The organism is Plantactinospora sp. GCM10030261, assembly GCF_042666615.1.
Classification (GTDB): Bacteria; Actinomycetota; Actinomycetes; order Mycobacteriales; family Micromonosporaceae; genus KBS50.
In genome coordinates, this window is the sequence record NZ_JBHTDD010000003.1 from 214,060 (window position 1) to 236,155 (window position 22,096).

Consider the following 22,096-nt stretch of genomic DNA (forward strand, 5'->3'; position numbering starts at 1 on the left):
CGCAGCCGGTATGCTCCGGCGGATCGCGTGCTGGCGACGCCGGGTCGTCCATCATGTAGTCGGGGCCGTTCCTCATGGATGTGTGGTCGGCGCACGGCCGATGGTCCGGTTTCGCTGCGAGGCAACCGACATGCCGACGAGTGACGTCTCTATGGCGCGGGGTCCGGCCGGGACGGGGTTACGCCGGGACGGGGTTACGCCGGGACGGTTCAGCCGGAGCGGGGTTCAGTCAAAGCGGGGAGCGGCGGTGCGAGGGCAACAACTGGGCAGGGTGGGCGTGGTCACCGCGACCCTGCTGATCATGGCCACCGGCTGTAGCGGCGGAGGAGGCCCGGTGGAGGCGCCCGGGCTCGCCGCCCGGGGGACCACGATGACCACGACGAAACCCGTCCGGCAGGACCTCGACAACCGGCTCAGCCTGACCGGCAAGGTGACCCTGAACCCGGTGTTCGGCCTCCCGGCGCCGGTGGCCGGGGAGATCCGCTACCTGAACGTGACGCCGCCCCGGACAGCTCCGAGTCGGGCGACCCGGGTGGCGACCATCCGGGCCGGCGGCAAGACGCACCGCATCGAGGTGCCGGCCGGCTCGGCGTTCGCCGGCCGCCTCGTCGACAACCGGTCCACCGTGACCGCCGGGATGCCGGTCGTCTCCGCGAAGCGGGGCGGGTACGGGATCGTCGCCGACATCGGCGGGGAACAGGCATACCAGATCTCCGACTCGGTGAAGACCGTGCAGGCCCAGATCAAGAATGGCCCCGGCCCCTTCTCCTGCACGGTGCTCGGCACCATAGCCGCCCTGCCCGCCGGGACCCTTCCCGAGCCGGAGCCGCAGACGGGCGACAGCGCGGCTGACGGTCAGGGGCCCGGGGACAAGCCGACCGCGCCGAGCGGCCTGGCGGCCTCCCCGCCGCAACAGGAGGACCGCCCCGAAGCGTCCGAGGCGACCGGCATGCGGCTGGTGTGTGTCGCCCCCGGTGACATCAAGATGATCAATGGAGCGAGCGTCACCATCCAGGTGGTGACGGCCCGGGCGAAGAACGTGCTGGTGCTCCCCGTGGAGGCGGTGGCCGGTGGACAGGGCCGCGGCAAGGTGGACATCGTCGGACCGGACGGCAACCGGGAAACCAGGGACGTCGTTCTCGGCCTCACCGACGGCAAGGTCGTGGAGATCAGAACCGGCCTCACCGGCGACGAGAACATCGCGGTCCCCGGGCCCAACCTGCCACCCGGCGCCCCGGCCGACGGCAAGGACCAGGGCGGGCCCGCCGTGATCGGGAAATGAACCCGCTGCTGGAGCTGACCGGCATCACCAAGACGTTGAAGGGTCAGCAGGCCCCCCGGACCATTCTGGACGGTGTCGACCTGACCGTGCACGGCGGGGAGAGTGTCGCCATTCTCGGCCGCTCGGGTTCCGGCAAGTCCACCCTGCTCAGCCTCATCGGCCTGTTCGACCGGCCGGACGGCGGGCGCTATCTGCTCGGTGGGCGGGACATCACCCGGCTGCCCGAACGTCGGGCCGCCGCACTGCGCAGCGCCGAGTTCGGCTTCGTGTTCCAACGGTTCTTTCTCCTCAAACACCTGACCGCCGCGCAGAACGTGGCGATGGCCCTGGTGAACGGGCAGGGCTGGCTGCCGCGTCGCAAGCGGCGGGCCCGCACCATGGCGGCCCTGGACCAGGTGGGCATCGCCCACCTCGCGAAGAACCGGCCGGCCCGGCTCTCCGGCGGCGAACAGCAACGCGTCGCGGTCGCCCGGGCGTTGGTCCGGGAGCCCCGGTTGCTGCTGGCCGACGAACCGACCGGCGCGCTGGACACCGACACCGGCAACCTGGTGATCGACGTGATGCGCGCAGCCACCGAACGGGGCTGCGGGCTGATCCTGGTCACCCACGACTGGGACCACGCCAGGAAGATGGGACGAGTGCTGCGGCTCAGCGACGGCGTGCTGCACCCCGTGGACGACTCGGAGTCCACCGGAACCGGTGACCCCCGAGCCGCCGGCGACGCCGCCACGGCCGGTGACGGGCGCACCGCCGGCCCAGACCGGGCACCCGCCGGGGTCGGCGCGTGATCCGGCTCTCCGGGCGCTTCCGCTCGGCGCTCATCATCGGGACGCAGGGCATCCGGTCCCGCAAGACCCGCACCTTCCTGTCCATGGTCAGCCTGTTCCTGGGCGTCCTGGCCGTGGTGGTTGTCCAGGTGGGCGCGGAGGTCGCCCGCAGCGCGCAACTGGCCGACCTGGAACTTCAGGCTGGTAAGGACGGCACCCGGCAGGCGTACCTCCCCGGCGGCGGCGACGTCATGCGGATTACCGAGGAGACCCTGCGCGGGCGGGACGACGGCGTCGCGGCCATCAACCAGATGGCGATCATCGGAGAGCCCGACGTCCGGCCGATCAACCCGGGAGCCATGCCGTTCGAGGACGGCAGCATGGCGTACGACCCGGGAGGCGGCGCGATGGTCTGCGACGAGCGCGGTTGCCGGCCGATGGAGCAGTTCACTCCCCAGGTGCCGGGTCAGGCGATCGAGGTGCAGATCGTCGCGTTGACCGGAGACGTCCGGCAGTTCCGCCCGTTCCGCCCGGTGGCCGGCGAATGGCTGGACTTCACCGGAGATCCGTCGCTGTCCCCCCGAATCGTGATCAACGAGGAGGCGGCCGAGGGTTTCCGGCGCCACCAGGTGCCGGCCGAGATGCGGGTCACCGGCACCACCGCGAACCCGACGCCGCGCATCATCGGCGTGGTGGACGACGGCAGCCCGCAGCCCACCGCCTATCTGCGCGCCGACGAACTCGATACCTGGCGCGCCCCGGGCGGCGCCGACGACCAGGGAGCCGGGATCCAGGTGATGCTGGCGCCCACCGCCGGCGACCTCGAACAACTGCTCCGGGCCCGATTGGTCGCCGCCGGCGTCCCGGCGGACAACCTCCAGTTCAGCACCATCGACATACGTAAATCGATTGCCCGAGAGTTGGCGCTGGTGCGCTGGATCTTCCTGGGCATGGCCGGGCTGGTGCTGCTCATCGGTGTCGCCGGCATCCTCAACGTCGGGCTCGCCACGGTCGGCGAACGGGTCGAGGAGTTCGCTCTCCGCCGTGCCGTGGGCACGCCACGCTCCCTGCTCGCCGGCATCGTGCTCGCCGAGACGCTGCTGACCGGGCTGTTCACCGCAGTCGCCGCCATCGGGCTGTCGGCGCTCGGACTGACCGCGATCAGCACGGTGCTCGGCGGCCGGGAGGAGTTCCTGCGGGATCTCGCCTTCCCCTGGCAGGCGGGTGTCGCCGGAGTCATCGCCGGACTGGTCGCCGGGCTGCTCGGTGGCCTCATCCCGGCCATCCGGGCGGCCCGCATCCCGATCGCCACCGTCATGCGGGCCTGAGCTGGCCGTGCGGGCCTGAGCTGGCCCGTGCGAGCCTGAGCTGGCCCGTGCGAGCCTGAGCTGGCCGTGCGGGTGTGAGCTGGCCGTGCGGTCAGCCGACCCCGGCCAGCAAGCCGGCCGGCAACCGGACGTGAACGTGGCAACCCGGCGTACCGTCGTCCTCGGCCGGGTCGACCACGGCGATCGTGCCGCGGTGCAACTGCACCACCCAACGGGCTATGGCCAGCCCGAGCCCGGTGCCACCACCGGTGGCCCGTTCGCCCCGCGCGAACCGCTCGAAGACCCGATCCCGCTCGGCGGCCGGAATGCCGTCACCCGAGTCGGCGACCGCGAACAGCACCTCGTCCCCCCGCCGCTCCACCCGCACCCGGACGGTGCCGCCCGCTGGGCTGTGCCGGACGGCGTTGTCCAGCAGGTTGGCGAAGACCTGGTGCAGTCGTTCCGGATCGCCGGGCACGGTGAGCGGCCCCGCCGGAACGTCGACAGTGAACCCCACCCGCCGGCCGGCCCCCGCCGCGGTCACCTCCGCCTCGGCCACCACCCGGGACAGGAAGTCGGCCACCTCCACGTCCTCCCGGTTTAGCGGCACCACGCCCGCGTCCAACCGGGACAGGTCGAGCAGTTCGGCGACGAGCCGCCCCAGGCGCTCGGTCTGCGCGAGCGCCGTTCGCATCGTCGCCGGCTCCGGCCGGGCCACCCCGTCCACAATGTTCTCCAGCACGGCACGTAGCGCGGCGATCGGCGTACGCAACTCGTGCGAGACGTTCGCGATCAGCTCCCGGCGTTGCCGGTCGGCCGCCGCCAGATCGGCTGCCATCTGGTTGAACGCCGTCGCCAGCTCACCGACCTCGTCCCGGGACCGGGTGCGCACCCGGCGGGTGTAGTCACCCCGGGCCATCGCCTGGGCGGCCACCGTCATCTGACGCAGCGGCACCGTCGCGCCGTGCGCCATCACCTGGAGGGTGACAAGTGCCAGCGCGACCGCGATGGCGACGAAGGTGGCGCGCAACGGCATCCACTCCAGGCTGTACCAGAGCACCAGCAGCCCGACGCCGCCCGCGAAACCCAGCGCCAGCGACAGCTTCGCCTTGATCGACCGCACCGGGTCCAGCGGTCGGGGCAGCCAGCCGAGCAGACGGGCGACGACGGCGGTCACCGGCCGACCTCCAGCGCGTACCCGACGCCGTGCACCGTGCGGATCAGGTCCGCGCCGAGCTTGCGGCGCAACCCCTTGATGTGGCTGTCGACGGTCCGAGTGCCGGAGGCGTCGGCCCAACCCCAGACGTCGGCCAGCAACCGCTCCCGGGGCAGCACCGCCCGGGGGCGCGCGGCGAGGTGCACCAGCAGGTCGAACTCGGTGGGCGTCAGGTGTGCCTCGACGCCGGCCCGGCTGACCCGCCGCTCAGCCTGGTTGATCTCCAGATCGCCGATCACGATCCGTGGCTCACCCGCGGCCAACTTCGCCATCCGGCGCAGCAGGGCGTGCACCCGGGCCGCCAACTCCCGCATCGAGAACGGCTTGGTGAGGTAGTCGTCGGCGCCCACCGCGAGCCCGATCAGCAGGTCGGTCTCGTCGTCCCGGGCGGTGAGCATGAGCACCGGCACCGGCCGCTCGGCCTGCAACCGGCGGCACACCTCCAACCCGTCGAAGCCGGGCAGCATGACGTCCAGCACCACCACGTCGGGGCGTACCCGGCGGGCCGCCTCGACCGCCGCCGGCCCGTCCCCCGCGACGTGGACCACGAACCCCTCGGCCCGCAGCCGCGCCGCGACCGCGTCGGCGATCGTCCGCTCGTCCTCGACGACAAGCACCGTCCGTTCACCGGCCACGCGTACCTCCCCGTCCCGCCACTGTGACAGACCCTAAGGGTCCCGTGTGCACCACCGGCGGTGACGATGTGAACGACTTGTGGAGCGGGATCTCCCGTCGGCAGGATGTCGGCCGGCCGGGCCCGATGCCAGACTCCCTGACATGCGACGCACCCTCGTCGGCCGGGACGAGGAGTTCGACACGTGCTGGCGCGCTCTCCTCGGTCGGGGGTCGGCGCTGGTGGCGGGCCCGACGGGGATCGGTAAGACGGCACTGCGGCGGGAAGTGGTCGCCGAGGCGACAACCGCCGGATGGCTCGTGCTGACCTGTGCGCCCACCGAATCCGAGACCACCCTGCCGTACGCGGCCCTGGCGGACCTGTTGCGCGCACTCGCCGACCGGGCGGCCGGCCTGCCCCGACCGCGACGCGTCGCGGCCGAGGCTGTGCTGCTGGCCCGGACGAACGGGCCCGCCACCTGGTGACCGAAAGGACGTGGGACGGCGCCGGCTGTCGGCGGCCCGGTGCCGGTTCGACAGCGGGGCCTACGCGGCCGCCCGAGCCGCCGCCCGTCGGATCCGCCCTCGGCGCGCCGATCGAGCTGTGTCGCAGCACACGGCTAGGGTTGTGGTTGTCCTACGGCGTCGGTTACTCGATTCCGCCCAGCCTCGTCAAGGTTGTCAACGCCTTCCTTGAGCTGGTCAACGTGAGGCCGATCGAGGCGAAGGCCGGCGTGGGCGCTGTGACGAACGTCTTCAACCGCTACGTGGTGCATCCAGACGTCAAGATCTGCCGAAGTTGAGATAGCGGCCTTCCGACTGAACCCCTGGGGCGCGCGCTGCGTGCGTACTCCCGGAAGACGTGCGAAGGAGGCCCGGTTGCGAAACGACGCTGCGTCACGGTCCCGGCTCTGGCCGTGGCTCCGGCCCCTGGCCGGGGTCGGTCTGCTGGGTGTCCTGGTGTGGTGGGTGGGCACCCGGTCCGTCCTGGACGGGTTGCGCATGATCGACAGCGGTGCGGTCGTCGGGGCGCTCGCCATCGGCGCGATGACGACCGTGTGCACCGCCTGGCGTTGGCGGCTGGTCGCGGAGGGGCTCGGCGTCCGGCTACCACTGGCCGCCGCGGTGGCGCACTGCTACCGGGCCGTCTTCCTGAACGCGACGCTGCCTGGCGGAGTGGTGGGGGACGTGCACCGCGCCGTGCGGCACGGGCGGGACGCTGGCGACGTCCGGCGCGGCATCCGGGCCGTGTTGTGGGAGCGGACCGCCGGGCAACTGGTGATGGTGGTGGTGGCGGTGATCCTGCTGGTCGCGCTGCCGTCTCCGGTACGACCGTTCCTGCCGACCGCGATCGCGGTGTTGGCCGTGGGTGCCCTCGGCGCCGTACTGCTGGCCCGGCTGCTGCCCACGTCCGGGCCGTCCCGGGTGGCACGGGCGTTGCGCACGGCGGTGGCCGATGTGCGGGCCGGGTTACTGGCCCGCCGGACCTGGGCGGCCGTACTGCTGGTGTCGACGCTGGCCGTGGCGGGTCACCTGGCCACGTTCGTGCTGGCCGCGCGGACCGCCGGCAGCACGGCGCCGGTGACCCGGCTGGTACCGCTGACGCTGCTGGCGCTGCTGGCGATGGCACTGCCGCTCAACGTCGGAGGGTTCGGTCCGCGCGAGGGGGTGGCCGCGTGGGCGTTCGCCGCCGCCGGTCTGACCGCCGCCGAGGGCGTCGCCACCGCCCTGGTGTACGGGACGCTGGTGCTGGTGGCGAGCCTGCCCGGGGCCGTGGTGCTGCTGTTCCGCCGGGTCGGCACGGCCGGTCCCCGCACACTGGACGCCTCGCTGGGCGCGCCCGTGAACTCCCCCGGGAACGCCTCGCTGGGCGCTCCCGTGGAGATCAGCCGTCGAAGGACCGCACAACCGTGCGTAGCAACGCGTTGAGCTGACGCAACTCCTCGGGTGTCAGGGCGGACAGCAGCGCCCGTTCCCGGTCCATCGCCTCGTGTACATGCCGCTCCCAGACGGCCCGGCCGGCCGCGGTCGGCCGTACCACGACCCGGCGCCGGTCGCCGGCGTCCACCTCGCGGGTCACCAGTCCGGCGGCGAGCAGCCGGTCGAGCCGGCTGGTCATCGCGGCCCGGGTCACATGAGTGGCCTCGGCGAGCTGCGCCGGGGTGGCCTCGGTCGGGTACGGCTGCACCATCAGCGCGTGCAGCGTCCCGTAGTCCTCCAGGGTGAAGTCCGACTCGGCGAAGGCCGCCGCGTCACCCCGTCGCATCCGCTTCAGGATGTGCTGCATCCGGGTGAGCGCGCCCTCCACCTCGCCGTACGCCGGGTCCTTCTCCCAGAACCCCGCCCACCGGGTGACGTGGTCGTCGACGACGTCCCTGGGCTGGCGCTCTCCGGCGTCCGTGGGCTGCTCCGTCATGCCGCCATTCTGCCCGGCCGGCGACGTGGTTGATAATCAGATAGCTAATAGTTAGACGTCGTACTAAAGTGGCCGCATGACAGCTTCCCTCGGCGCGGCTCCCCTCGGCACAGCTCTCCTTGGCGGCGACTTCCGCCGACTGCTCGCCGGGCAGTCGCTTTCGTGGCTGGGCAACGGCTTCCAGGTGGTGGCGCTCGCCGTGGCGGTGTTGACCGCCGGTGGCGGCCCCGGTGATCTCGGCCTGGTCCTGGCGACGGCGATGGTGGCAACGCTGGGCTGCACCCTGTTCGGCGGCGTGTGGGCCGATCGCCTCCAGCCGCAACGCATCATGGTGCTCTCCGACGCGGTGCGGTGCGTCGCCACGGCCGGCATGGCCGTCATGTTCGGCGCCGATCGCTACTCACTTCCGCTGCTGTGTGGGCTGGCCGCCGTCTCCGCCGGTGCCGGCGCGTTCTTCGGTCCCGCCTTCGCCGCGCTGAAACCGATGCTTGTCCCGGTCGCCCACCGGCAGTCGGCCAACGCCACCCTCAACCTTTCCCAGACCGGCTGCCTGGTGGTCGGGCCGGCGGTCGGAGGTGTGGTCGTCGCGGCGTACGGCGCTCCGGTCGGCTTCGCCGTCAACTCGGCGAGCTTCCTGGCCGCGATGGTGGCGATCATGCTGATCCGGACCCGGGTCGGCCGGGCACCCCGAGCCGGCATGCGGCGCGAGATGGGCGAGGGTTGGCGGGAGATCCGTACCCGGGACTGGCTCTTCGTCGGGGTGCTCAGCGCCGCCGCTTTCCACGTGGCCAACGGAGTCGTGCTGGTGCTCGTCCAGGTGGTCGCAATCGAACGGCTCGGCGGTGCTCGGGCGGTCGGCTTCATCGCCGCCGCCGAAGGGTTCGGGGGAGTGCTGGGAGCCCTGGCCGCGATGCGCTGGCGACCGGTCCGGCTGCTGCGCGCGGGATGGTGGGCGCTGCTGCTGATGCCGGTGTGGGTGATCGCGTACGTGTGGCCCGGCGTGCTCACGGCGGTGCTGTTCGGCGCCGTGGTCGCGTACGCTGGGCTGTCGTTCTTCTCGGTCGCCTGGGACACCGCGCTGCAGGACCACATCCCGCACCGGGTGTTGGCCCGCGTTTCCTCGTGGGACCAACTCACGTCGTTCGCCGCGATGCCGGTCGGCAACGCGCTCGCCGGTCCGCTCGCCGCCGCCTTCGGCATCGACCCGGTGCTTGTCGCCTGCGCCGCGGTGTTCCTGGTGGCCGTCACCGTGCCACTGTTCGTGCCCGGCTCCCGCCGGCTCACCCGGGCCAGCGACGACGGGCTGCACGCGGGCCGAACAGAACCGGTGGCGGCATAGCGGCGCTGTCTACGGCGGCGTGGTGTACGGCGGCGTGGTGTGTAAGGCCGTTGGATGGCCTTGTGGCATGGCGCCGCGGCCGATTCAGCATCGTCGGTGGTAGGTGTTGTGTCGGGGTTGTTGTTGGGGGTCGATCCAGGGTGGTGGGATGAAGGTTGGTCGTCCGGCTGGGGTGGCCCGGACCTGCCAGCCGTCGTGGTGAATCATCCGGTGGTGGTGTCCGCAGAGCAGGACTCCGTTGGCCACGGAGGTGTCGCCGCCGTCGGCCCAGTGGGTGATGTGGTGGGCGGTGCACCAGCGGGGTCGTCGGTCGCAGCCAGGGAAGGCGCAGCCGCCGTCGCGCAGCATCAGGGCGCGGCGGACGGGGCCGGTGAACAGGCGGCGTTGTCGGCCGAGGTCGAGGACCTGACCGTCGCCGTCGAGCACTGCCGGGAGGATGGTGGCGTCGCAGGCGAGTCGGCGTACCGCTTCGGCGGTCAGGGTGTCGCCGGTGTCGAGCAGGCCGGGACTGAGTTGCCGGGTGAGGGTGTCGTAGTCGGTGGTGACCACCACCTGGGCGGGTACGCCACCCGAGTCGGGCAGACCACCGGCGCGCAGGGCGAGGCGACACACCTCGGCGAGGGCGTCGTGGCGGCGTTGTCCGGGGTTGCGGGTGTCGTCGCGGCCGTGTGGCTTGGTCAGCGGCTCCAGTGTCGTGCGTAGCATCGCCGACGTTTCGACGTCGAGGAGTCCGGTCAGTCGGATGCGGCCGTCACCGACCGGGGACAGGTTGAGGTAGCGGTCGCGGTGGTGCCGTTTCGCCTCCGCTTCCAGGGCGCGTCGCTGGGCGTCCTCGGCGATGTGCGGGGCGACGTGCTCCAGGATGCGGTGGGCGAGCTTGCGGATCTGGTCGGGGTCGAACTGGTCGGCCCAGTCCAGCAGGATCCCGACGGCCTTGTCGGCGGCCACCGCTCCGGCCTGCTTGTGCACGGTGGCGACGGTGTCGACGATGACCCGGGCCTGCTCGCCGCTGATCGTCCCGGCGGCCGTCGCGTCGCGGACCGCATCGGGTGTGGTGGCCAGTCGGTCGGCGTCGGCGACCGCGAGTCGGGCCGCCCGGCCGGTGAGCCGGTGCCGATGCCGCAACCACGCCGTCGTCGACGTCGCACCCTCACGACGCGGCAGATCCCGGCCGTGCACCTCGTGCAGCAGGCCCGACACGACCCCCGCGATGCGGCGTTGGGCCACCACCGCGGCGTCCAACACGGCCAGCAGTTCAGCGTCGGACAACGCCCACACAGCCGCGTCGAGGCAGTCTCCGACCGCCTCGTCCAACCGCGCCAACGCCTCCCGCACGACCGCAGATTCGCACACAGGTACGACATGATCACGAGTAGTAAGGATCCGGCTAACGGCATTCGTCACTTGCCGCAAAACGCCTCAACCGGCCCGGCCGTGACATTCGCCCACGGGCCTGATGCCGAGCACCTCAGGAGTCATCAGGGCTGGACCAGGTGCGGCGGCGGCTGGCCGGCACCGACGGGCTGCCCGGCCGCGGCTTCACCACCGGCAACCTGTGGCGGGTCATGTTCGGCAACCGGGTGTACGGCGGTGAGCTGGTCCGCGACGACCTGGTCGAGCTGTGTACGGCCCGACCGGCCGGCGTCGCCTCGGACGGCACCCCGGTCGACCTGACGCCCGCCTGCCACGCCCTGCGCGGTTGGGACCTGCGGGTAGACCTGGACAGCCGGGGCGCCCACGTGTTCCGCGAGTTCGCGCTGGCCGGGGGCTGCGGTTCGCCGACGGCTTCGATCCGGCCGACCCGGTGAGCACGCCGCGCCGGCTCGCGGTCGCCGATCCCCAGGTGCACACCGCGCTGGCCGACGCCGTACGCAAGCTGGCCGGTGTCCCGCTCGACGCGCGGCTCGGCGACATCCAGACCGAATCACGCGGGGCGGCGCGCATTCCGATACATGGTGGACGCGGCGAGACCGGCACCTTCAACGTGATCACCGCCCCGCTGGTGCCCGGCGTCGGCTACCCGAAGATCGTGCACGGCGCGTCGTACGTGCTCGCCGTCGAGCTGGGCCGCAACGGTCCGTCCGGTCGGCAGATCCTCACCTACGCGCAGTCGAGCAACCCGAACTCGCCCTGGTACGCCGACCAGACCCGGCTGTATTCGGGCAAGGGCTGGGATTCGGTGAAGTTCACCGAGCGGCAGATCAGGTCCGACCCGAACCTGCGCACCTACTGGGTGGGTGCGCGGCGCTGAGTCGGCCGGGCCCGGGTGCGGCACGACCCGCACCCGGGCCCGGCGCAGAGCTGTCCCCGGCGGCGGACAATCTCAGATCTGCTCGGTGCGCTCGCGTAGCGAGTTGAAGACCTTCTGCGGAACGCGTAACCGTTCGTCGGCAAACAGCCCGCGCAGTTCCTCGAAGGAACCATCCGGGTCGCGGGTCACCGCGGCGATCCGGTCGAAGAACGCGAGCTGCTCGTCGTCGAGCTTCTCGTCCGGGCGCGGCTGGGCGCCCCAAACGTCCCACGGCAGCATCTCCACCTTGTTCAAGGCGGCCAGGTCGCGCATCAGGTCACCCGCGACGAACCACAGCCCGCGCATGCCACCGAAGTCGATGCCGAAGAGTTCCGGATCGGCGGCACCGCGCCGGCAACGGTCCCAGGCGTCCGCGGCGACCAGGAACGCGTCGCGCGGGACGTCCAGGTTGTCGTGCGGGAAGGAAAGCTTCTCCCGCCACACCTCGTCGAGTTGGGCGTCGACGAGCACCCACCGTTCCTGGTCGGCGTTCCAGTATTCACAGACCCAGTGGTCCTCGTACTTGCCCGGAATGAAGTAGGTGCCGAACCCGCAGCGGGCCCGGGCCGGCACGCCGTTGGCCCGCAACAGCGACACGAGCAGCACCGTGTAGTGGTGACACCGGCCGGCCAACCGCCGCTGCGGCGGACGCTCGGCGGTCAGTGGCCGGCTGTCCAGGGCCAGGATCTGGTCCAGCTTGCGCTGCACCGGGCGGATGTGGATCTCCTCGCCCCGATCCTTCGGGAGTTTCACCCCGTAGAAGTCCTCCGCCACCATGTCGTACACCACGAGGTGCTGGATGGTGCGAACGAGCGCCTCGATGTCCGTGGGCAGCCCGTCGAACGTCGCCAGGTGGCGCCCGACCGAACTCATCTCCGTTGGTCGCGAGTAGAACTCGAGAATGTGCCGTTCCATGAACCCGACTCCTTGCCTTCTCGAGGGCGCGCCGCGGGTCCCCGGGCCGGATGCGCTGAGCCGGATCGAACCAGAACCGAACCGGACTGGACCGGAGCGCGGGCACGAGCTGAATCGTACCAAAATCTGATTTTACGCCCGGTCGGCGCGTCCCGCGCGGATTCGGTGCCGCACCGCGCGTCCGCCGCGCCCGCGCGACAGCATCACGGTCCCCAGCACGGCGATCAGGGTCAGGTCCACCGCGAGGATCACCAGCGTCAGCGGGTCCTTGCCATGGTGTTGATGCCCGGACGCGCCGCCCCCCGCCGACGGAGGTTGGGCCGGTGGGCCGCCCGCGGCGACGGAGAAGCGACTGGTCCCGGAGAGTTGCCGACCGTCGTCCAGCACCACATGGTAGGCGGCGACGTAGCTACCGACGGTGCTTATCGACACCGGCACGGTGAGGGACGACCCCGTCCGGCGAACCGGTCCACTGGGGACGGAACCGCCGTCGGTGCGGGCCACCGTCAGGTGCGCCACGGCCGGCCGCAGGCTCCCGCTGAACGACACCGACACCTCCGCCGGTGGCGCCGGCAGCACGGCGCCGTCAGCCGGCGAGGTGGACTGGAAGCGGGCCGGCCGGGCGGCGGTGCTGAGAGCCAGCCCGAGGACGCCGACGATCACCGCCGCGACCAGCCACCCGGCGCGCCGCCGCCACGGCGGCCCGCTCCGGTTCAGGGACCCGCTCCGGTCCGGCGACCCGCTCCGGTCCGGGGACCCGCTCCGGTCCGGCGACCCGCTCCGGTCCGGTAGTCCAGCGTGGTCCGGTAGGCCGGGGCGGTCCGGCATCGTCGGCGCGGTCACGTGCCGACCTCGGCCGGCCGGCCGGCGCAGGCGCACCGCATGGCCCGGGCCTCCGCCGGGTTGGGCCGCACATGGTGGAGCACCGCGACCACCATCGGGACGAACACCACCGTGTTGTAGAACAGATGCAGCTCGACCCGCGGCACGACCAGTTGCAGCAGGCTGGTCGGCGCGGAGCGACCGAAGAAGGCCGTGCCGGCCTGGGCCTGGACGAGTAGCAACAGGTGCTCGATGTGGTGCCAGAACTGGATGCCGAAGGCGATCAGCCACCAGGTGCGGGCCCGCCCCACGAAGCCGCCGCGGAGGAACCACAACCCGATCAGCATGACCACCGCGTAGCCGTAGTGCAGCCACTCGGAACTGACCAGCCAGGGGAACGGCATGCCGAGCACGCCGCGAGCCTGCGGGACCGGCCAGCCCAGGGCCCAGATCTGGTACGCCTGGGCGATGTGCTCCGCCCAGTGAGCGATCACCACAAGCATGAACGCGTTGAGCGCCATGCGGTGATGCTCCCCGTTGAGTCTCGCCTGCCACCCGGTCCGGCGCGTCGAAACCGTCTGAGTCACCTCGTCCACCTCCCTGGTTCCCGCCAGTATTCGCCGACGTACCGGCGGGTCGGCAAGGCCGGGACGGCAGCACCGCACGTTGCGAGACGTCGCCTGCCGAGGCGCGCAGCGACGATGGGCGCAGAAGATCCGATCCGGGAGGTGGCGATGGGTACCACGGTCAACCGGGCGACCCGGACGCACTACCGGCACGTCCGGCCGGCGTCAGCGGACGCCGCGACCGGCCTGGTGGCGCGGGTGTACGAGCAACTGGACCGGGACTTCGGCATGCTCGCGCCGCCGGTCGCGTTGCACGCGGCAGCGCCGCCGACACTCGCCTCGGCCTGGCTGATGCTGCGGGAGACGCTGCTCGTCAACGGCCGGGTCGACCGCGCGGCCAAGGAGGCGGTAGCGGTGGCCGTGTCGCTGGCCAACGCCTGCCCGTACTGCGTCGACGTGCACGGGACCACGCTGCACGGTCTGATCCGGGGCCGGGACGCGGCGGCCGTGGCGGACGACCGGTTCGACGCGGTCGGCGATCCCCGGTTGCGCGCACTCGCCCGGTGGGCGCGTGACGGCGGCGTCCGCCCCCGCGCAACGGGCGGGCCATCACCAACGGACGGACCTCCAGCAACGGGCGGGCCATCACCAACGGACGGACATCCGTTGGCAGGCGGGCCGCCGCCGACCGCGCCGTTCCCGGCGGCACAGGCGCCGGAACTGATCGGGGTGGCCGTCACGTTCCACTACCTGAACCGGATGGTGCACGTGTTCCTGCGGGAATCACCACTGCCAGCGGGACTGCCGGCGGTGGTTCGCCGTGGACTCGGGCGGCTCGTCGGGCGGCTCGTCCGGCCGGCCGTCCAACGCGGCCGGGAACCCGGGACGGCGCACGCCCTGCTGCCCGCCGCGGCACCGCCGGTCGACATCACCTGGGGGACCGGATACCGGCGGATCGAGGACGCGTTCGGCAGGGCGATCGGAGCGGTAGCCGCGGCCGGTGAACGTTCCGTGCCGGAACCGGTCCGCGATCTCGTCACGGCGGAGCTGGCTGACTGGGACGGCCGATCGATGCCGCCCAGCCGGGCCTGGGTGACCGACGCGGTGGCGACGCTGCCCACCCGGCTGCGCCCGTCCGGCCGGCTGGCGCTGCTCACGGCGCTCGCGCCGTACCAGGTAGGGGACGCCGTCGTGGCGGACTTCCGGCACGCCGGTGCCGCCCGACCGGCGGGCACCGAACCGTCGGCGGGCACCGAACCGTCGGCGGGCACCGAGGAGTTGGTGGGCGGCGAGCAGTTGGTGGGTGGCGATCGGGACGCCCGGGCCCTGGTGGAGACCACGGCGTGGGCCAGCCTCGCCGCCGCCCGCCGGATCGGCGGCTGGCTCGCCGACACCGTGCCGGCGCAACGGCGCAATTCGCAAGATGCCTCGCCCGCTGTCCCAATGGGACGGTGAGCACAGCTCCACCACGACGGGAGGCCACCGGCAATGCACGCGATCGTCCTGGTTGGCGGGAAGGCAACCCGCCTCTGGCCACGTACCCGGTGGCAGCCGAAGGCACTGGTCAAGATCGGTCACTACTCGATCCTGGAAATCATCATCCGGCGGCTGCGGGACTGCGGGTTCGACCGGATCACCCTGTGCATCGCCCATCTCGGCGACATGATCAAGGATGAGTTCGGCGACGGGCGGCACCTCGGTGTCGCCGTGGACTACTGCGCCGAGGAGCGCCCGCTGGGCACCGCCGCGCCGCTGCACCTCGTACCGGACTGGACGTCACCCGCGGTGGTGATGAACGGCGACATCCTCACCACCATCGACTTCGCCGACCTGCACCGGCAGCACACGACGAGCGGGAACCTGCTCACCGTCGCGTTCCACAAGAGCCTGCTGCACGCCGGCGTCGGCGTGCTGCGCGTGCGCGACGGGCGGGTCCAGCAGATCTGGGAGAAACCGAACGTCGAATGGAACATCAACGCCGGGATCTACGTGGCCGACCCCCGGGTCCGCGACCACATCCCGCGCAGCGACGCCGCCGACATGCCGGGCCTCATCAACGCGCTGCTCGCCGACGGCCAGCAGGTCACCGGGTACGGATTCAGCGGCCAGTGGTACGACATCGGCACCCCGTTCCGCTACCAGAAGGCGATGAAGGAGTTCCTCACCCATCCGGACCGGTACCTGCGGCCGGACGCGCCGTCGAATGGCAACGGCCGCCGCAACGAGGTAGCCCTGGAACCCGACGGGGACCGGCTCTCCGTCGCCGACCTGTCGCCCTGGAGCTGACCGGCGATGGCACTGGACCCGTACACCGAGGGCGTCCGGCGGTTGATGTCGGCCGCGTACCCGGACGTGGGAGGGGCCGTGACGGACGCGGCCGAGGCCCGCCGCCGGCACCGCCGCGCCCGGTTTCCCAGCGGCCCGGATCTCGGTGACGTCCGGGACATCGTCATCCCCGGTGCGCCCGACATCCCGGCCCGCGTCTACCGGCCCCGGACGGCCGGCCCCAACCTGCCGGTCGTGGTCTACCTGCACGGTGGCGGCTTCGTGCTCTGCGACCTCGACTCGCACGACGGCATCTGCCGCATCCTGTCCGACGGGACACCGGCGATCGTCGTCTCGGTTGACTACCGGCGGGCCCCCGAACACCCGTACCCGGCGGCCGTCGACGACGCCTACGCCGCGCTCCGCTGGGTGTACGCGGACGGCGCGGCGGCCCTCGGCGGTGACCCGGACCGGATCGCCGTCGCCGGGGACAGCGCGGGCGGGAACCTCGCCACGGTCTGCTGCCTGCGCTCGCGCGACGAGGACGGCCCACCGGTCCGGTTCCAACTCCTCGTCTACCCGGTGACCGACTGCCTCGCGGACTGGCCCGACGACCCGCGGGGGCAGTTGATGACCAGCCGGCACATGCGCTGGTACGTCGACCAGTACCTGACCGACCGGACGCACGGCGAGCAGGCGTACGCGTCGCCGCTGCGCGCCGAGAGCCTGGCCGGTCTGCCGCCGGCGTTCGTGCTGACCGTCGAGCACGACCCGCTCCGGCCCGAGGGCGAGGCGTACGCCGCCCGGCTCGCCGCCGCCGGTGTCGCGGTGCGGACGCACCGGGTGGCCGGGCTGTTCCACGGCGCGTTCGGCCTTGGCGCGGTGCTGCCGGCGGCGCGGCGGAGCGAGGAACTCGCGTGCGAGGCCCTGCGGACGGCGCTGACCGGTCCGGGGTCGGCGGGACCGGGGTCGGCGGGACCGGCACCGGCGTCGACCAGGTCCGCCGCGGTAACCACGTCGGACATGTCGATCGACCCCCGGGTGGGGCGAAGGAGCGAGGTGGCGAGATGAACACGCACAACGATCCGGGACCCGTCGCCGTCGTCGGGCTCGGCTATGTCGGGCTGACGCTGGCGGTGTCGCTCGCCCGGGAGGGCACCTCGGTCATCGGCGTCGAGGCGGATCCGGCGGTCCGCGCCGCCCTCGCTGACCGTCGCCCCACCCTGTTCGAGCCCGGCGTCGGGGCGCTGCTCGCCGCGCTGCCGGCGGACCGGTTCACGGTCACCGACCGGCTGCCGGACACACCCGTCCGGGCGATCGTCATCTGTGTCGGCACGGCCGTCGACCCGCGGACCCACCTGCCCGACCTGGGACACCTGACGGCCGCCGTCGACCACGTGGCCACGCACCTGACGGAGGACACGCTTGTGGTGCTGCGCAGCACCGTGCCGGTCGGCACCACCCGCGGTTTCATCCTCGCCCGGCTACGCGAACGGGGCGTCGCCCGGCCGCTGCTCGCCGTCTGCCCCGAGCGCACCATCCAGGGTCGCGCCCTCGCCGAGCTGGCCGCGCTGCCCCAGGTGATCGGGGGAGTCGACGAGCGCTCCGCGCGGCGGGCCGCCGACCTGCTCGCGCCGGTCGCTCCCGACCAGGTCCTGGTGTCCAGTGTGGAGGCGGCCGAGATGGTGAAGCTGGTGTGCAACGCGCACACCGACCTGATCTACGGCTTCGGCAACGAGGTGGCCCTGATGGCCCGCTCGTTGGGGGTCGACGCGAGCGAGGTCATCGACGCGGCGAACCTGCGTTATCCCCGGCCCGACCTGTCCCGCCCCGGCTTCGTCGGCGGCAGCTGCCTCACCAAGGACCCGTACCTGCTGATGCACGCGGCCCGCCAGGCCGGCTACCACCCGCCGATGGTGGCGGCGGCGCGGACGGTCAACGAGCGGGTGCCCCGGCTCGCCGTGGAACAGGTCCTCGACGGGCTGGCCGCGGCCGGCCGTCCCGTCGCCGAGGCCCGGGTCCTGGTCTGCGGCATCGCGTACAAGGGCCGCCCGGCCACCGACGACATCCGCGGCTCGGCGTCCGTCGAGGTGGCCCGGGCGCTGCGCGGCCGGGTGGCGGAGTTGCGCGGGCACGACTTCGTGGTGGCCCCCGAGCGGATCTGCCGGGCCGGCTTCAGCCCGGTCGGTGTCGAGGAGGGACTCGACGGCGCGGACGCCGTGGTGCTGCTCGTTGACCACCCCGGCTACCGCACGGTGCTGGGCCACCCGGTGCTGCGGGAGCGGATGCGCCTGCCTTCGGTCGTCTTCGACATGTGGGGCGTGCTCGCCGAGGACCTGGCCGGCGCCGACGACATCGACTACCGGCGCCTGGGCGTAGCGGAACGGCCGGCCGGCGTGCCGGTCCCGGCCTGAGGCGACGAGCACGGCCCGGGGCCGCCGAGAACGGCCCCAGGCACGCCGAGCACGGCCCGACGGAGGAGGAGGGCGGAACATGACGGCACTGGAAGCGGTCTCCAGCTACCTGCCGCCGGAGGCGACGCCGGTCGCGCGGATCCTGGCCGACCTCGACTTCAGCGCCGCGCAGATCGGCCTCTACCAGCGCTACTACGGATTCGCCGAGGTCCGGCGGGAGCCCGGTGCCGGCGTGGCCGAGTTGTTGCTGGCCGCCGCGAGCAAGCTCGACCAGTTGCGGGGCCGGGAGGACCAGGTGCGCTACCTGGTGTACGCCCCGACGATCCAACTCGCCACGCCGTACCCGGCCGACGTCCTGGACCGGGTGCGGGACGCGCTGGGGCTGACCCGGGCCGCCGCGTTCTCGCTCACCCAGCACGCCTGTGCGTCGGCCCTGCTGGCCGTCGACGTCTGCGGGAAGCTGCTGGCGGCCGACGACGATCCGGACGGGCTGGCCCTGGTGCTGGCCGGGGAGAAGACGTTCACCCGGGTCACCAAGGTGATGCCCAACTCGGCGGTGATGGGCGAGGCGACCGCGGCGGTCCTGGTCCGCCCCGGCGGGGGGCGCGACCGCGTGGTGGGGTACGCGACCCGCACCCACAGTGACTTCCACGTCGCACCGTTCGAGCCGCCCGAGTTGGCGGCCCGGTTCGACGAGCTCTACCCGGCCGCGCTCGCCGAGGTGATCGAGGCGGCGCTGGCGGCGTCCGGGCTGACCGCCCCGGATCTCGCGCTCGTGCTGCCGCACAACGTGAACAAGATGTCCTGGTACCGGGTGGCCCGGAGCATCGGGCTGCCGGTGGGCCGGATCCTGCTCGACAACGTGCCGGTGCTGGGGCACTGCTTCGGCGCCGACCCGTTCATCAACTACCAGACCGCCCAGCACCTGGGCCGGTTGCGACCCGGAGACCACTACCTGATGACGTCGGTCGGCCTCGGCGCGACCTTCTCGGCGATGGTGTTCCGGCGATGACGATGGCCGGGGACTTCCGCGCGAAGCTGCGTACCGCGTTGACCGGCGCGGCCGACACTCCGTTGGTGCTGCTCGGCAACTTCGAGGTCGAGGACGAGTGGGCGGGTGCCGAGCGCGGCCTGCCCCGGCTCACCGTCGGCGGCTCGGGCCGGGCTCTGGTGAACCGGATGGACGAGTTCGCCCTGCTGCTCGCGGCGGAGGGCGACCGGGTGGTGCTCAAGGCTTCTCCCGACCCGGACCACCTGACCCACCTCGCGGAGCTGGGACTGACCGTGCCTCGGCTGCTGCTGCCGCGCGAGCAGCAGCCAGACCGGACGGTAAGCGCCGACGCGCTCGCCGACGACACGTTGACGGCGGAGCTGGCCGCGCTCGGCGGCGCCGGGTTCCGGCTGGCGCCGCACGGCGTGTCCACCGTCGAGGAGGAGCTGGCCGCCCGCTCGGGACTGCCGCTGGCGGCACCGTCCGCGGCGGTCTGCAAGGCGGTGAACAGCAAGATCTACAGCCGCCTGCTGGCCACCGACCTCGGGCTGCGGCAACCGCCGGGTCGCACCTGCGCCACCCTCGACGAGTTGGCGGACGCGGTCGCCTGGGCCGGCCGGGTGGTCGACGGCGGCGGCCGGGTGGTGGTCAAGGACGCGTTCGGGGTCTCCGGCAAGGGCATCACGGTCGTCGAGAGCCGGCACCGGCTGGACCGACTGCACCGCATGATCGAGTCCCGCGCCGCCCGGGCGGGGCGATCCGACGTGGCCCTCGTCGTCGAGGAATGGGTGGCCAAGCGCACCGACCTGAACTACCACTTCGTCGTGGGCCGGGACGGTTCGATGAGCTTCGACTTCGTCAAGGAGGCGCTCACCGAAGACGGCGTCCACAAGGGACACCGGTTCCCGCCGCGCCTCACCGGTGCGCAGCTCGACGAGCTTGTCACCGTCGCCGAGGCCCTCGCCGCACCGCTGGCGCGGGACGGGTACGCCGGAGTCGTCGGCGTGGACGCCATGGTCGACCCGGACGGCGGCATCTACCCGATCGTCGAGATCAACGCCAGGAACAACATGTCGACGTACCAGACGGTGGTGCAGGAACGGCTCGTCCCGCCGGGCGCCGAGGTGCTGGCCCGGCACTACCCGGTACGGCTGCCCGAGCCGCTGCCGTTCGCGACGCTGCGGCGGTTGCTGGACGACGCGCTGCTCCGCCCCGGCGGCCGGACCGGCCTGGTGGTGACCGCGTTCGCCACGGTAAACGCGGCTCCGCCGGACGGCCGGCTGTACACCCTGCTAATGGCCGAGACGGCGGCCCGCCTGGCGGCGTTGGACGACGAGGTCACCCGCCGCCTGAGCACCCTCACCGAGGAGGCGAGATGATCGACTACGCCGCGCTGGCCGACGAGTTCGGCACCCCGCTGTTCGTCTACGAGGCCGACACGCTCGCCGCCCAGTACGCGGGCCTGCGGGACCGGCTGCACCCGGCGGTGGACATCTTCTATTCGCTGAAGGCCAACCCGAACGTCGCGATCTGTGGCTTGCTGCACTCGCTCGGCGCCGGAGCCGAGGTCTCCTCGCTGCTGGAGCTGCGCACCGCCCGACAGGCCGGGGTGCCGGCCCGGGACATCGTCTTTCCCGGCCCGGGCAAGAGCCGGGAGGAACTCGCCGCCTGCCTGGACGAGGAGATCTACGCGATCATCTGCGAGTCGTTCGAGGAGCTGGAGATCGTCGACGAGCTGGCGCGGGAACGGGGCGTCCGGGCTCGGGTGGCGGTGCGGGTCAACCCGGCATTCGCCGTCAAGGGATCCGGCCTCACCATGGGCGGCAAGCCCCGGCAGTTCGGCATCGACGAGGAACAGCTGTTCGGCCTGCCCGGGCTGCGCTTCGAGCACCTGCGAGTGGTCGGCACGCACGTCTATCTCGGCACCCGGATCCTCGACGAGACCGTGATCGCCGAGAACACCCGCCGCATCCTGGACCTGGCCGAGCGACTCGCCGCCCGGCTGGACTTCCCCCTGGAGTTCGTGGACGTCGGCGGCGGGCTCGGGGTGTCCTACTTCGACGGCGAGCGGGACCTGTCGGTGGACCGCCTCACCGACCTGGTCAACCCGGTGTTCGCGGCGTTCCACGACCGGCACCCCGGCACCCGCCTGGTCACCGAACTCGGCAGGTATCTCGTCGCCCCGGCCGGCACCTACCTGGTCCGGGTGCGGTACGTGAAGACCTCGGTGGGGGAGCGCTTCGCCATCACCGACGGCGGCACCCACCACCACATGGCGGCGGTGGGCATCGGGTCATTCGTCAAACGCGACTTCCCGCTGCGGGTGTTCGGCCGGCCCACCAGCGGTCCCACGACCCGGTGGACGGTCACCGGACCGCTGTGCACGCCCAACGACACCCTGGCCCGGGGGGTGGAACTGCCCGTCCTGCGCCGGGGCGACCTGCTCGGCGTGCTCCGCTCCGGCGCATACGGGCCGACGGCCTCACCGACGCTGTTCCTCGGCCACGGCTATCCCGCCGAGGTGCTGGTGTCGGGAGGGGTCGGGCACCTCGTCCGGCGCCGGGACCGGGTGGCGGACCTGCTCCGCCAACAGACAAACGCCATGACGACGGGAGGAGACCAACGATGACCACCACCGATCTGGACCGGAAGCAGTTGACCGAGCGGACCATCGGGGTGCTGGCCGACGTGGTGCGGCGCGAACCGGAGTCGCTGCGCCAGGACACCCGGCTCTTCGCCGACCTCGGAATGGACTCGACGAACGCGCTCGAACTGCTGATGACGCTGGAGGACGAGTTCGGTTTCGAGTTCGACGCCGAGACCCTCGAAGCTCGGCATCTGGAGACGGTCGGTTCGCTCACCGACTACATCGCCGAGCAGGCGGGCGGTTGAGC

The 22,096-nt window shown here is 72.3% G+C and carries 22 protein-coding genes and 1 pseudogene; 16 read left to right on the top strand and 7 right to left on the bottom strand.

Translation table 11 applies throughout. The features are described 5' to 3' along the window. Nucleotides 1-247: 247 nt before the first annotated feature. The 3 genes from ACFQUZ_RS06100 to ACFQUZ_RS06110 are packed head-to-tail and all read left to right on the top strand — an operon-like array spanning nucleotide 248 to nucleotide 3,377. A complete protein-coding gene (locus tag ACFQUZ_RS06100; RefSeq protein ID WP_377438641.1) occupies nucleotides 248-1,282 on the top strand; it encodes an efflux RND transporter periplasmic adaptor subunit in 1,035 nt (344 codons plus the stop codon). Further along, on the top strand, nucleotides 1,279-2,070 hold the full coding sequence (locus tag ACFQUZ_RS06105; protein WP_377438643.1) for an ABC transporter ATP-binding protein: 792 nt from the start codon (nucleotides 1,279-1,281) through the stop codon (nucleotides 2,068-2,070). Before ACFQUZ_RS06100 ends, ACFQUZ_RS06105 begins: the two co-directional genes overlap by 4 nt. Continuing rightward, nucleotides 2,067-3,377, top strand: coding sequence for an ABC transporter permease (locus ACFQUZ_RS06110; RefSeq protein WP_377438645.1), 1,311 nt, complete (start codon nucleotides 2,067-2,069; stop codon nucleotides 3,375-3,377). The genes ACFQUZ_RS06105 and ACFQUZ_RS06110 overlap by 4 nt, the downstream gene beginning before the upstream one ends. A gap of 91 nt (nucleotides 3,378-3,468) precedes the next feature. Here the strand turns inward: ACFQUZ_RS06110 and ACFQUZ_RS06115 are convergent, their stop codons facing one another. Both ACFQUZ_RS06115 and ACFQUZ_RS06120 read right to left on the bottom strand, forming a co-directional pair. Further along, nucleotides 3,469-4,533: a sensor histidine kinase gene (locus ACFQUZ_RS06115; protein WP_377438647.1), complete on the bottom strand. Its 1,065-nt coding sequence runs from the start codon at nucleotides 4,531-4,533 to the stop codon at nucleotides 3,469-3,471. Further along, nucleotides 4,530-5,207 (bottom strand): response regulator transcription factor, encoded by a 678-nt coding sequence (locus ACFQUZ_RS06120; RefSeq protein ID WP_377438650.1) that lies wholly within the window; start codon nucleotides 5,205-5,207, stop codon nucleotides 4,530-4,532. The genes ACFQUZ_RS06115 and ACFQUZ_RS06120 overlap by 4 nt, the downstream gene beginning before the upstream one ends. A gap of 142 nt (nucleotides 5,208-5,349) precedes the next feature. Between ACFQUZ_RS06120 and ACFQUZ_RS06125 the strand changes: the two genes are divergently transcribed. The 3 genes from ACFQUZ_RS06125 (at nucleotide 5,350) to ACFQUZ_RS06135 (ending at nucleotide 7,113) form a co-directional block, all read left to right on the top strand. Beyond that, nucleotides 5,350-5,670: an ATP-binding protein gene (locus tag ACFQUZ_RS06125; protein WP_377438652.1), complete on the top strand. Its 321-nt coding sequence runs from the start codon at nucleotides 5,350-5,352 to the stop codon at nucleotides 5,668-5,670. A gap of 146 nt (nucleotides 5,671-5,816) precedes the next feature. Then, a complete protein-coding gene (locus ACFQUZ_RS06130) occupies nucleotides 5,817-5,987 on the top strand; it encodes a hypothetical protein (RefSeq protein ID WP_377438655.1) in 171 nt (56 codons plus the stop codon). Between the two features lie 76 nt (nucleotides 5,988-6,063). Then, the gene (locus ACFQUZ_RS06135; protein ID WP_377438657.1) at nucleotides 6,064-7,113 is read left to right on the top strand and encodes a lysylphosphatidylglycerol synthase transmembrane domain-containing protein; all 1,050 of its coding nucleotides are present in this window, start codon (nucleotides 6,064-6,066) and stop codon (nucleotides 7,111-7,113) included. Here ACFQUZ_RS06135 and ACFQUZ_RS06140 read toward each other — a convergent pair. After that, nucleotides 7,070-7,600 (bottom strand): MarR family winged helix-turn-helix transcriptional regulator, encoded by a 531-nt coding sequence (locus ACFQUZ_RS06140; protein WP_377438660.1) that lies wholly within the window; start codon nucleotides 7,598-7,600, stop codon nucleotides 7,070-7,072. The two genes, ACFQUZ_RS06135 and ACFQUZ_RS06140, sit on opposite strands and share 44 nt — an antisense overlap. 76 nt (nucleotides 7,601-7,676) lie before the next feature. Between ACFQUZ_RS06140 and ACFQUZ_RS06145 the strand changes: the two genes are divergently transcribed. Then, nucleotides 7,677-8,939 carry an MFS transporter gene (locus tag ACFQUZ_RS06145; protein WP_377438662.1) on the top strand — a complete coding sequence of 421 codons (1,263 nt, stop codon included), beginning with the start codon at nucleotides 7,677-7,679 and terminating at the stop codon, nucleotides 8,937-8,939. 84 nt (nucleotides 8,940-9,023) lie between these two features. Here the strand turns inward: ACFQUZ_RS06145 and ACFQUZ_RS06150 are convergent, their stop codons facing one another. Beyond that, nucleotides 9,024-10,274 carry a DUF222 domain-containing protein gene (locus ACFQUZ_RS06150; protein WP_377438664.1) on the bottom strand — a complete coding sequence of 417 codons (1,251 nt, stop codon included), beginning with the start codon at nucleotides 10,272-10,274 and terminating at the stop codon, nucleotides 9,024-9,026. 146 nt (nucleotides 10,275-10,420) lie between these two features. Here ACFQUZ_RS06150 and ACFQUZ_RS06155 point away from each other — a divergent pair. Beyond that, nucleotides 10,421-11,190 (top strand): annotated as a pseudogene (locus tag ACFQUZ_RS06155) (penicillin acylase family protein); the annotation flags it as partial. Between the two features lie 72 nt (nucleotides 11,191-11,262). Here the strand turns inward: ACFQUZ_RS06155 and ACFQUZ_RS06160 are convergent. From ACFQUZ_RS06160 to ACFQUZ_RS06170, 3 genes are all read right to left on the bottom strand, one after another. Continuing rightward, nucleotides 11,263-12,144, bottom strand: coding sequence for a transglutaminase-like domain-containing protein (locus ACFQUZ_RS06160; protein WP_377438666.1), 882 nt, complete (start codon nucleotides 12,142-12,144; stop codon nucleotides 11,263-11,265). 132 nt (nucleotides 12,145-12,276) lie between these two features. Further along, entirely contained in the window at nucleotides 12,277-12,987 is a 711-nt protein-coding gene (locus ACFQUZ_RS06165; protein WP_377438668.1) for a copper resistance protein CopC, read from the bottom strand. Beyond that, entirely contained in the window at nucleotides 12,984-13,487 is a 504-nt protein-coding gene (locus ACFQUZ_RS06170) for a hypothetical protein (protein ID WP_377438670.1), read from the bottom strand. The genes ACFQUZ_RS06165 and ACFQUZ_RS06170 overlap by 4 nt, the downstream gene beginning before the upstream one ends. Nucleotides 13,488-13,700: 213 nt before the next feature. Between ACFQUZ_RS06170 and ACFQUZ_RS06175 the strand changes: the two genes are divergently transcribed. The 8 genes from ACFQUZ_RS06175 (at nucleotide 13,701) to ACFQUZ_RS06210 (ending at nucleotide 22,094) form a co-directional block, all read left to right on the top strand. After that, on the top strand, nucleotides 13,701-14,987 hold the full coding sequence (locus ACFQUZ_RS06175) for a carboxymuconolactone decarboxylase family protein (protein ID WP_377438672.1): 1,287 nt from the start codon (nucleotides 13,701-13,703) through the stop codon (nucleotides 14,985-14,987). Nucleotides 14,988-15,020: 33 nt separating this feature from the next. Beyond that, on the top strand, nucleotides 15,021-15,818 hold the full coding sequence (locus ACFQUZ_RS06180) for a sugar phosphate nucleotidyltransferase (protein ID WP_377438675.1): 798 nt from the start codon (nucleotides 15,021-15,023) through the stop codon (nucleotides 15,816-15,818). Between the two features lie 6 nt (nucleotides 15,819-15,824). Next, on the top strand, nucleotides 15,825-16,868 hold the full coding sequence (locus ACFQUZ_RS06185) for an alpha/beta hydrolase (RefSeq protein ID WP_377438677.1): 1,044 nt from the start codon (nucleotides 15,825-15,827) through the stop codon (nucleotides 16,866-16,868). After that, nucleotides 16,865-18,211 carry a nucleotide sugar dehydrogenase gene (locus ACFQUZ_RS06190; protein WP_377438679.1) on the top strand — a complete coding sequence of 449 codons (1,347 nt, stop codon included), beginning with the start codon at nucleotides 16,865-16,867 and terminating at the stop codon, nucleotides 18,209-18,211. Before ACFQUZ_RS06185 ends, ACFQUZ_RS06190 begins: the two co-directional genes overlap by 4 nt. A 79-nt stretch (nucleotides 18,212-18,290) precedes the next feature. Next, entirely contained in the window at nucleotides 18,291-19,223 is a 933-nt protein-coding gene (locus tag ACFQUZ_RS06195; protein WP_377438681.1) for a 3-oxoacyl-[acyl-carrier-protein] synthase III C-terminal domain-containing protein, read from the top strand. Further along, nucleotides 19,220-20,581, top strand: a complete 1,362-nt coding sequence (locus ACFQUZ_RS06200) for an ATP-grasp domain-containing protein (protein WP_377438683.1) — start codon at nucleotides 19,220-19,222, stop codon at nucleotides 20,579-20,581. The genes ACFQUZ_RS06195 and ACFQUZ_RS06200 overlap by 4 nt, the downstream gene beginning before the upstream one ends. Further along, nucleotides 20,578-21,831 carry a type III PLP-dependent enzyme gene (locus ACFQUZ_RS06205; protein ID WP_377438685.1) on the top strand — a complete coding sequence of 418 codons (1,254 nt, stop codon included), beginning with the start codon at nucleotides 20,578-20,580 and terminating at the stop codon, nucleotides 21,829-21,831. Before ACFQUZ_RS06200 ends, ACFQUZ_RS06205 begins: the two co-directional genes overlap by 4 nt. Then, nucleotides 21,828-22,094, top strand: a complete 267-nt coding sequence (locus ACFQUZ_RS06210; RefSeq protein WP_377438687.1) for an acyl carrier protein — start codon at nucleotides 21,828-21,830, stop codon at nucleotides 22,092-22,094. Before ACFQUZ_RS06205 ends, ACFQUZ_RS06210 begins: the two co-directional genes overlap by 4 nt. The last annotated feature ends 2 nt before the right edge of the window (nucleotides 22,095-22,096 follow it).

Coding starts and splice junctions, on each gene's coding strand:
- ACFQUZ_RS06125 (WP_377438652.1), top strand. CDS start 5,350: ATGCGACGCACCCTCGTCGGCCGGGACGAGGAGTTCGACACGTGCTGG.
- ACFQUZ_RS06200 (WP_377438683.1), top strand. CDS start 19,220: ATGACGATGGCCGGGGACTTCCGCGCGAAGCTGCGTACCGCGTTGACC.
- ACFQUZ_RS06140 (WP_377438660.1), bottom strand. CDS start 7,600: ATGACGGAGCAGCCCACGGACGCCGGAGAGCGCCAGCCCAGGGACGTC.
- ACFQUZ_RS06105 (WP_377438643.1), top strand. CDS start 1,279: ATGAACCCGCTGCTGGAGCTGACCGGCATCACCAAGACGTTGAAGGGT.
- ACFQUZ_RS06145 (WP_377438662.1), top strand. CDS start 7,677: ATGACAGCTTCCCTCGGCGCGGCTCCCCTCGGCACAGCTCTCCTTGGC.
- ACFQUZ_RS06175 (WP_377438672.1), top strand. CDS start 13,701: ATGGGTACCACGGTCAACCGGGCGACCCGGACGCACTACCGGCACGTC.
- ACFQUZ_RS06195 (WP_377438681.1), top strand. CDS start 18,291: ATGACGGCACTGGAAGCGGTCTCCAGCTACCTGCCGCCGGAGGCGACG.
- ACFQUZ_RS06210 (WP_377438687.1), top strand. CDS start 21,828: ATGACCACCACCGATCTGGACCGGAAGCAGTTGACCGAGCGGACCATC.
- ACFQUZ_RS06180 (WP_377438675.1), top strand. CDS start 15,021: ATGCACGCGATCGTCCTGGTTGGCGGGAAGGCAACCCGCCTCTGGCCA.
- ACFQUZ_RS06190 (WP_377438679.1), top strand. CDS start 16,865: ATGAACACGCACAACGATCCGGGACCCGTCGCCGTCGTCGGGCTCGGC.
- ACFQUZ_RS06160 (WP_377438666.1), bottom strand. CDS start 12,144: ATGGAACGGCACATTCTCGAGTTCTACTCGCGACCAACGGAGATGAGT.
- ACFQUZ_RS06185 (WP_377438677.1), top strand. CDS start 15,825: ATGGCACTGGACCCGTACACCGAGGGCGTCCGGCGGTTGATGTCGGCC.
- ACFQUZ_RS06170 (WP_377438670.1), bottom strand. CDS start 13,487: ATGGCGCTCAACGCGTTCATGCTTGTGGTGATCGCTCACTGGGCGGAG.
- ACFQUZ_RS06205 (WP_377438685.1), top strand. CDS start 20,578: ATGATCGACTACGCCGCGCTGGCCGACGAGTTCGGCACCCCGCTGTTC.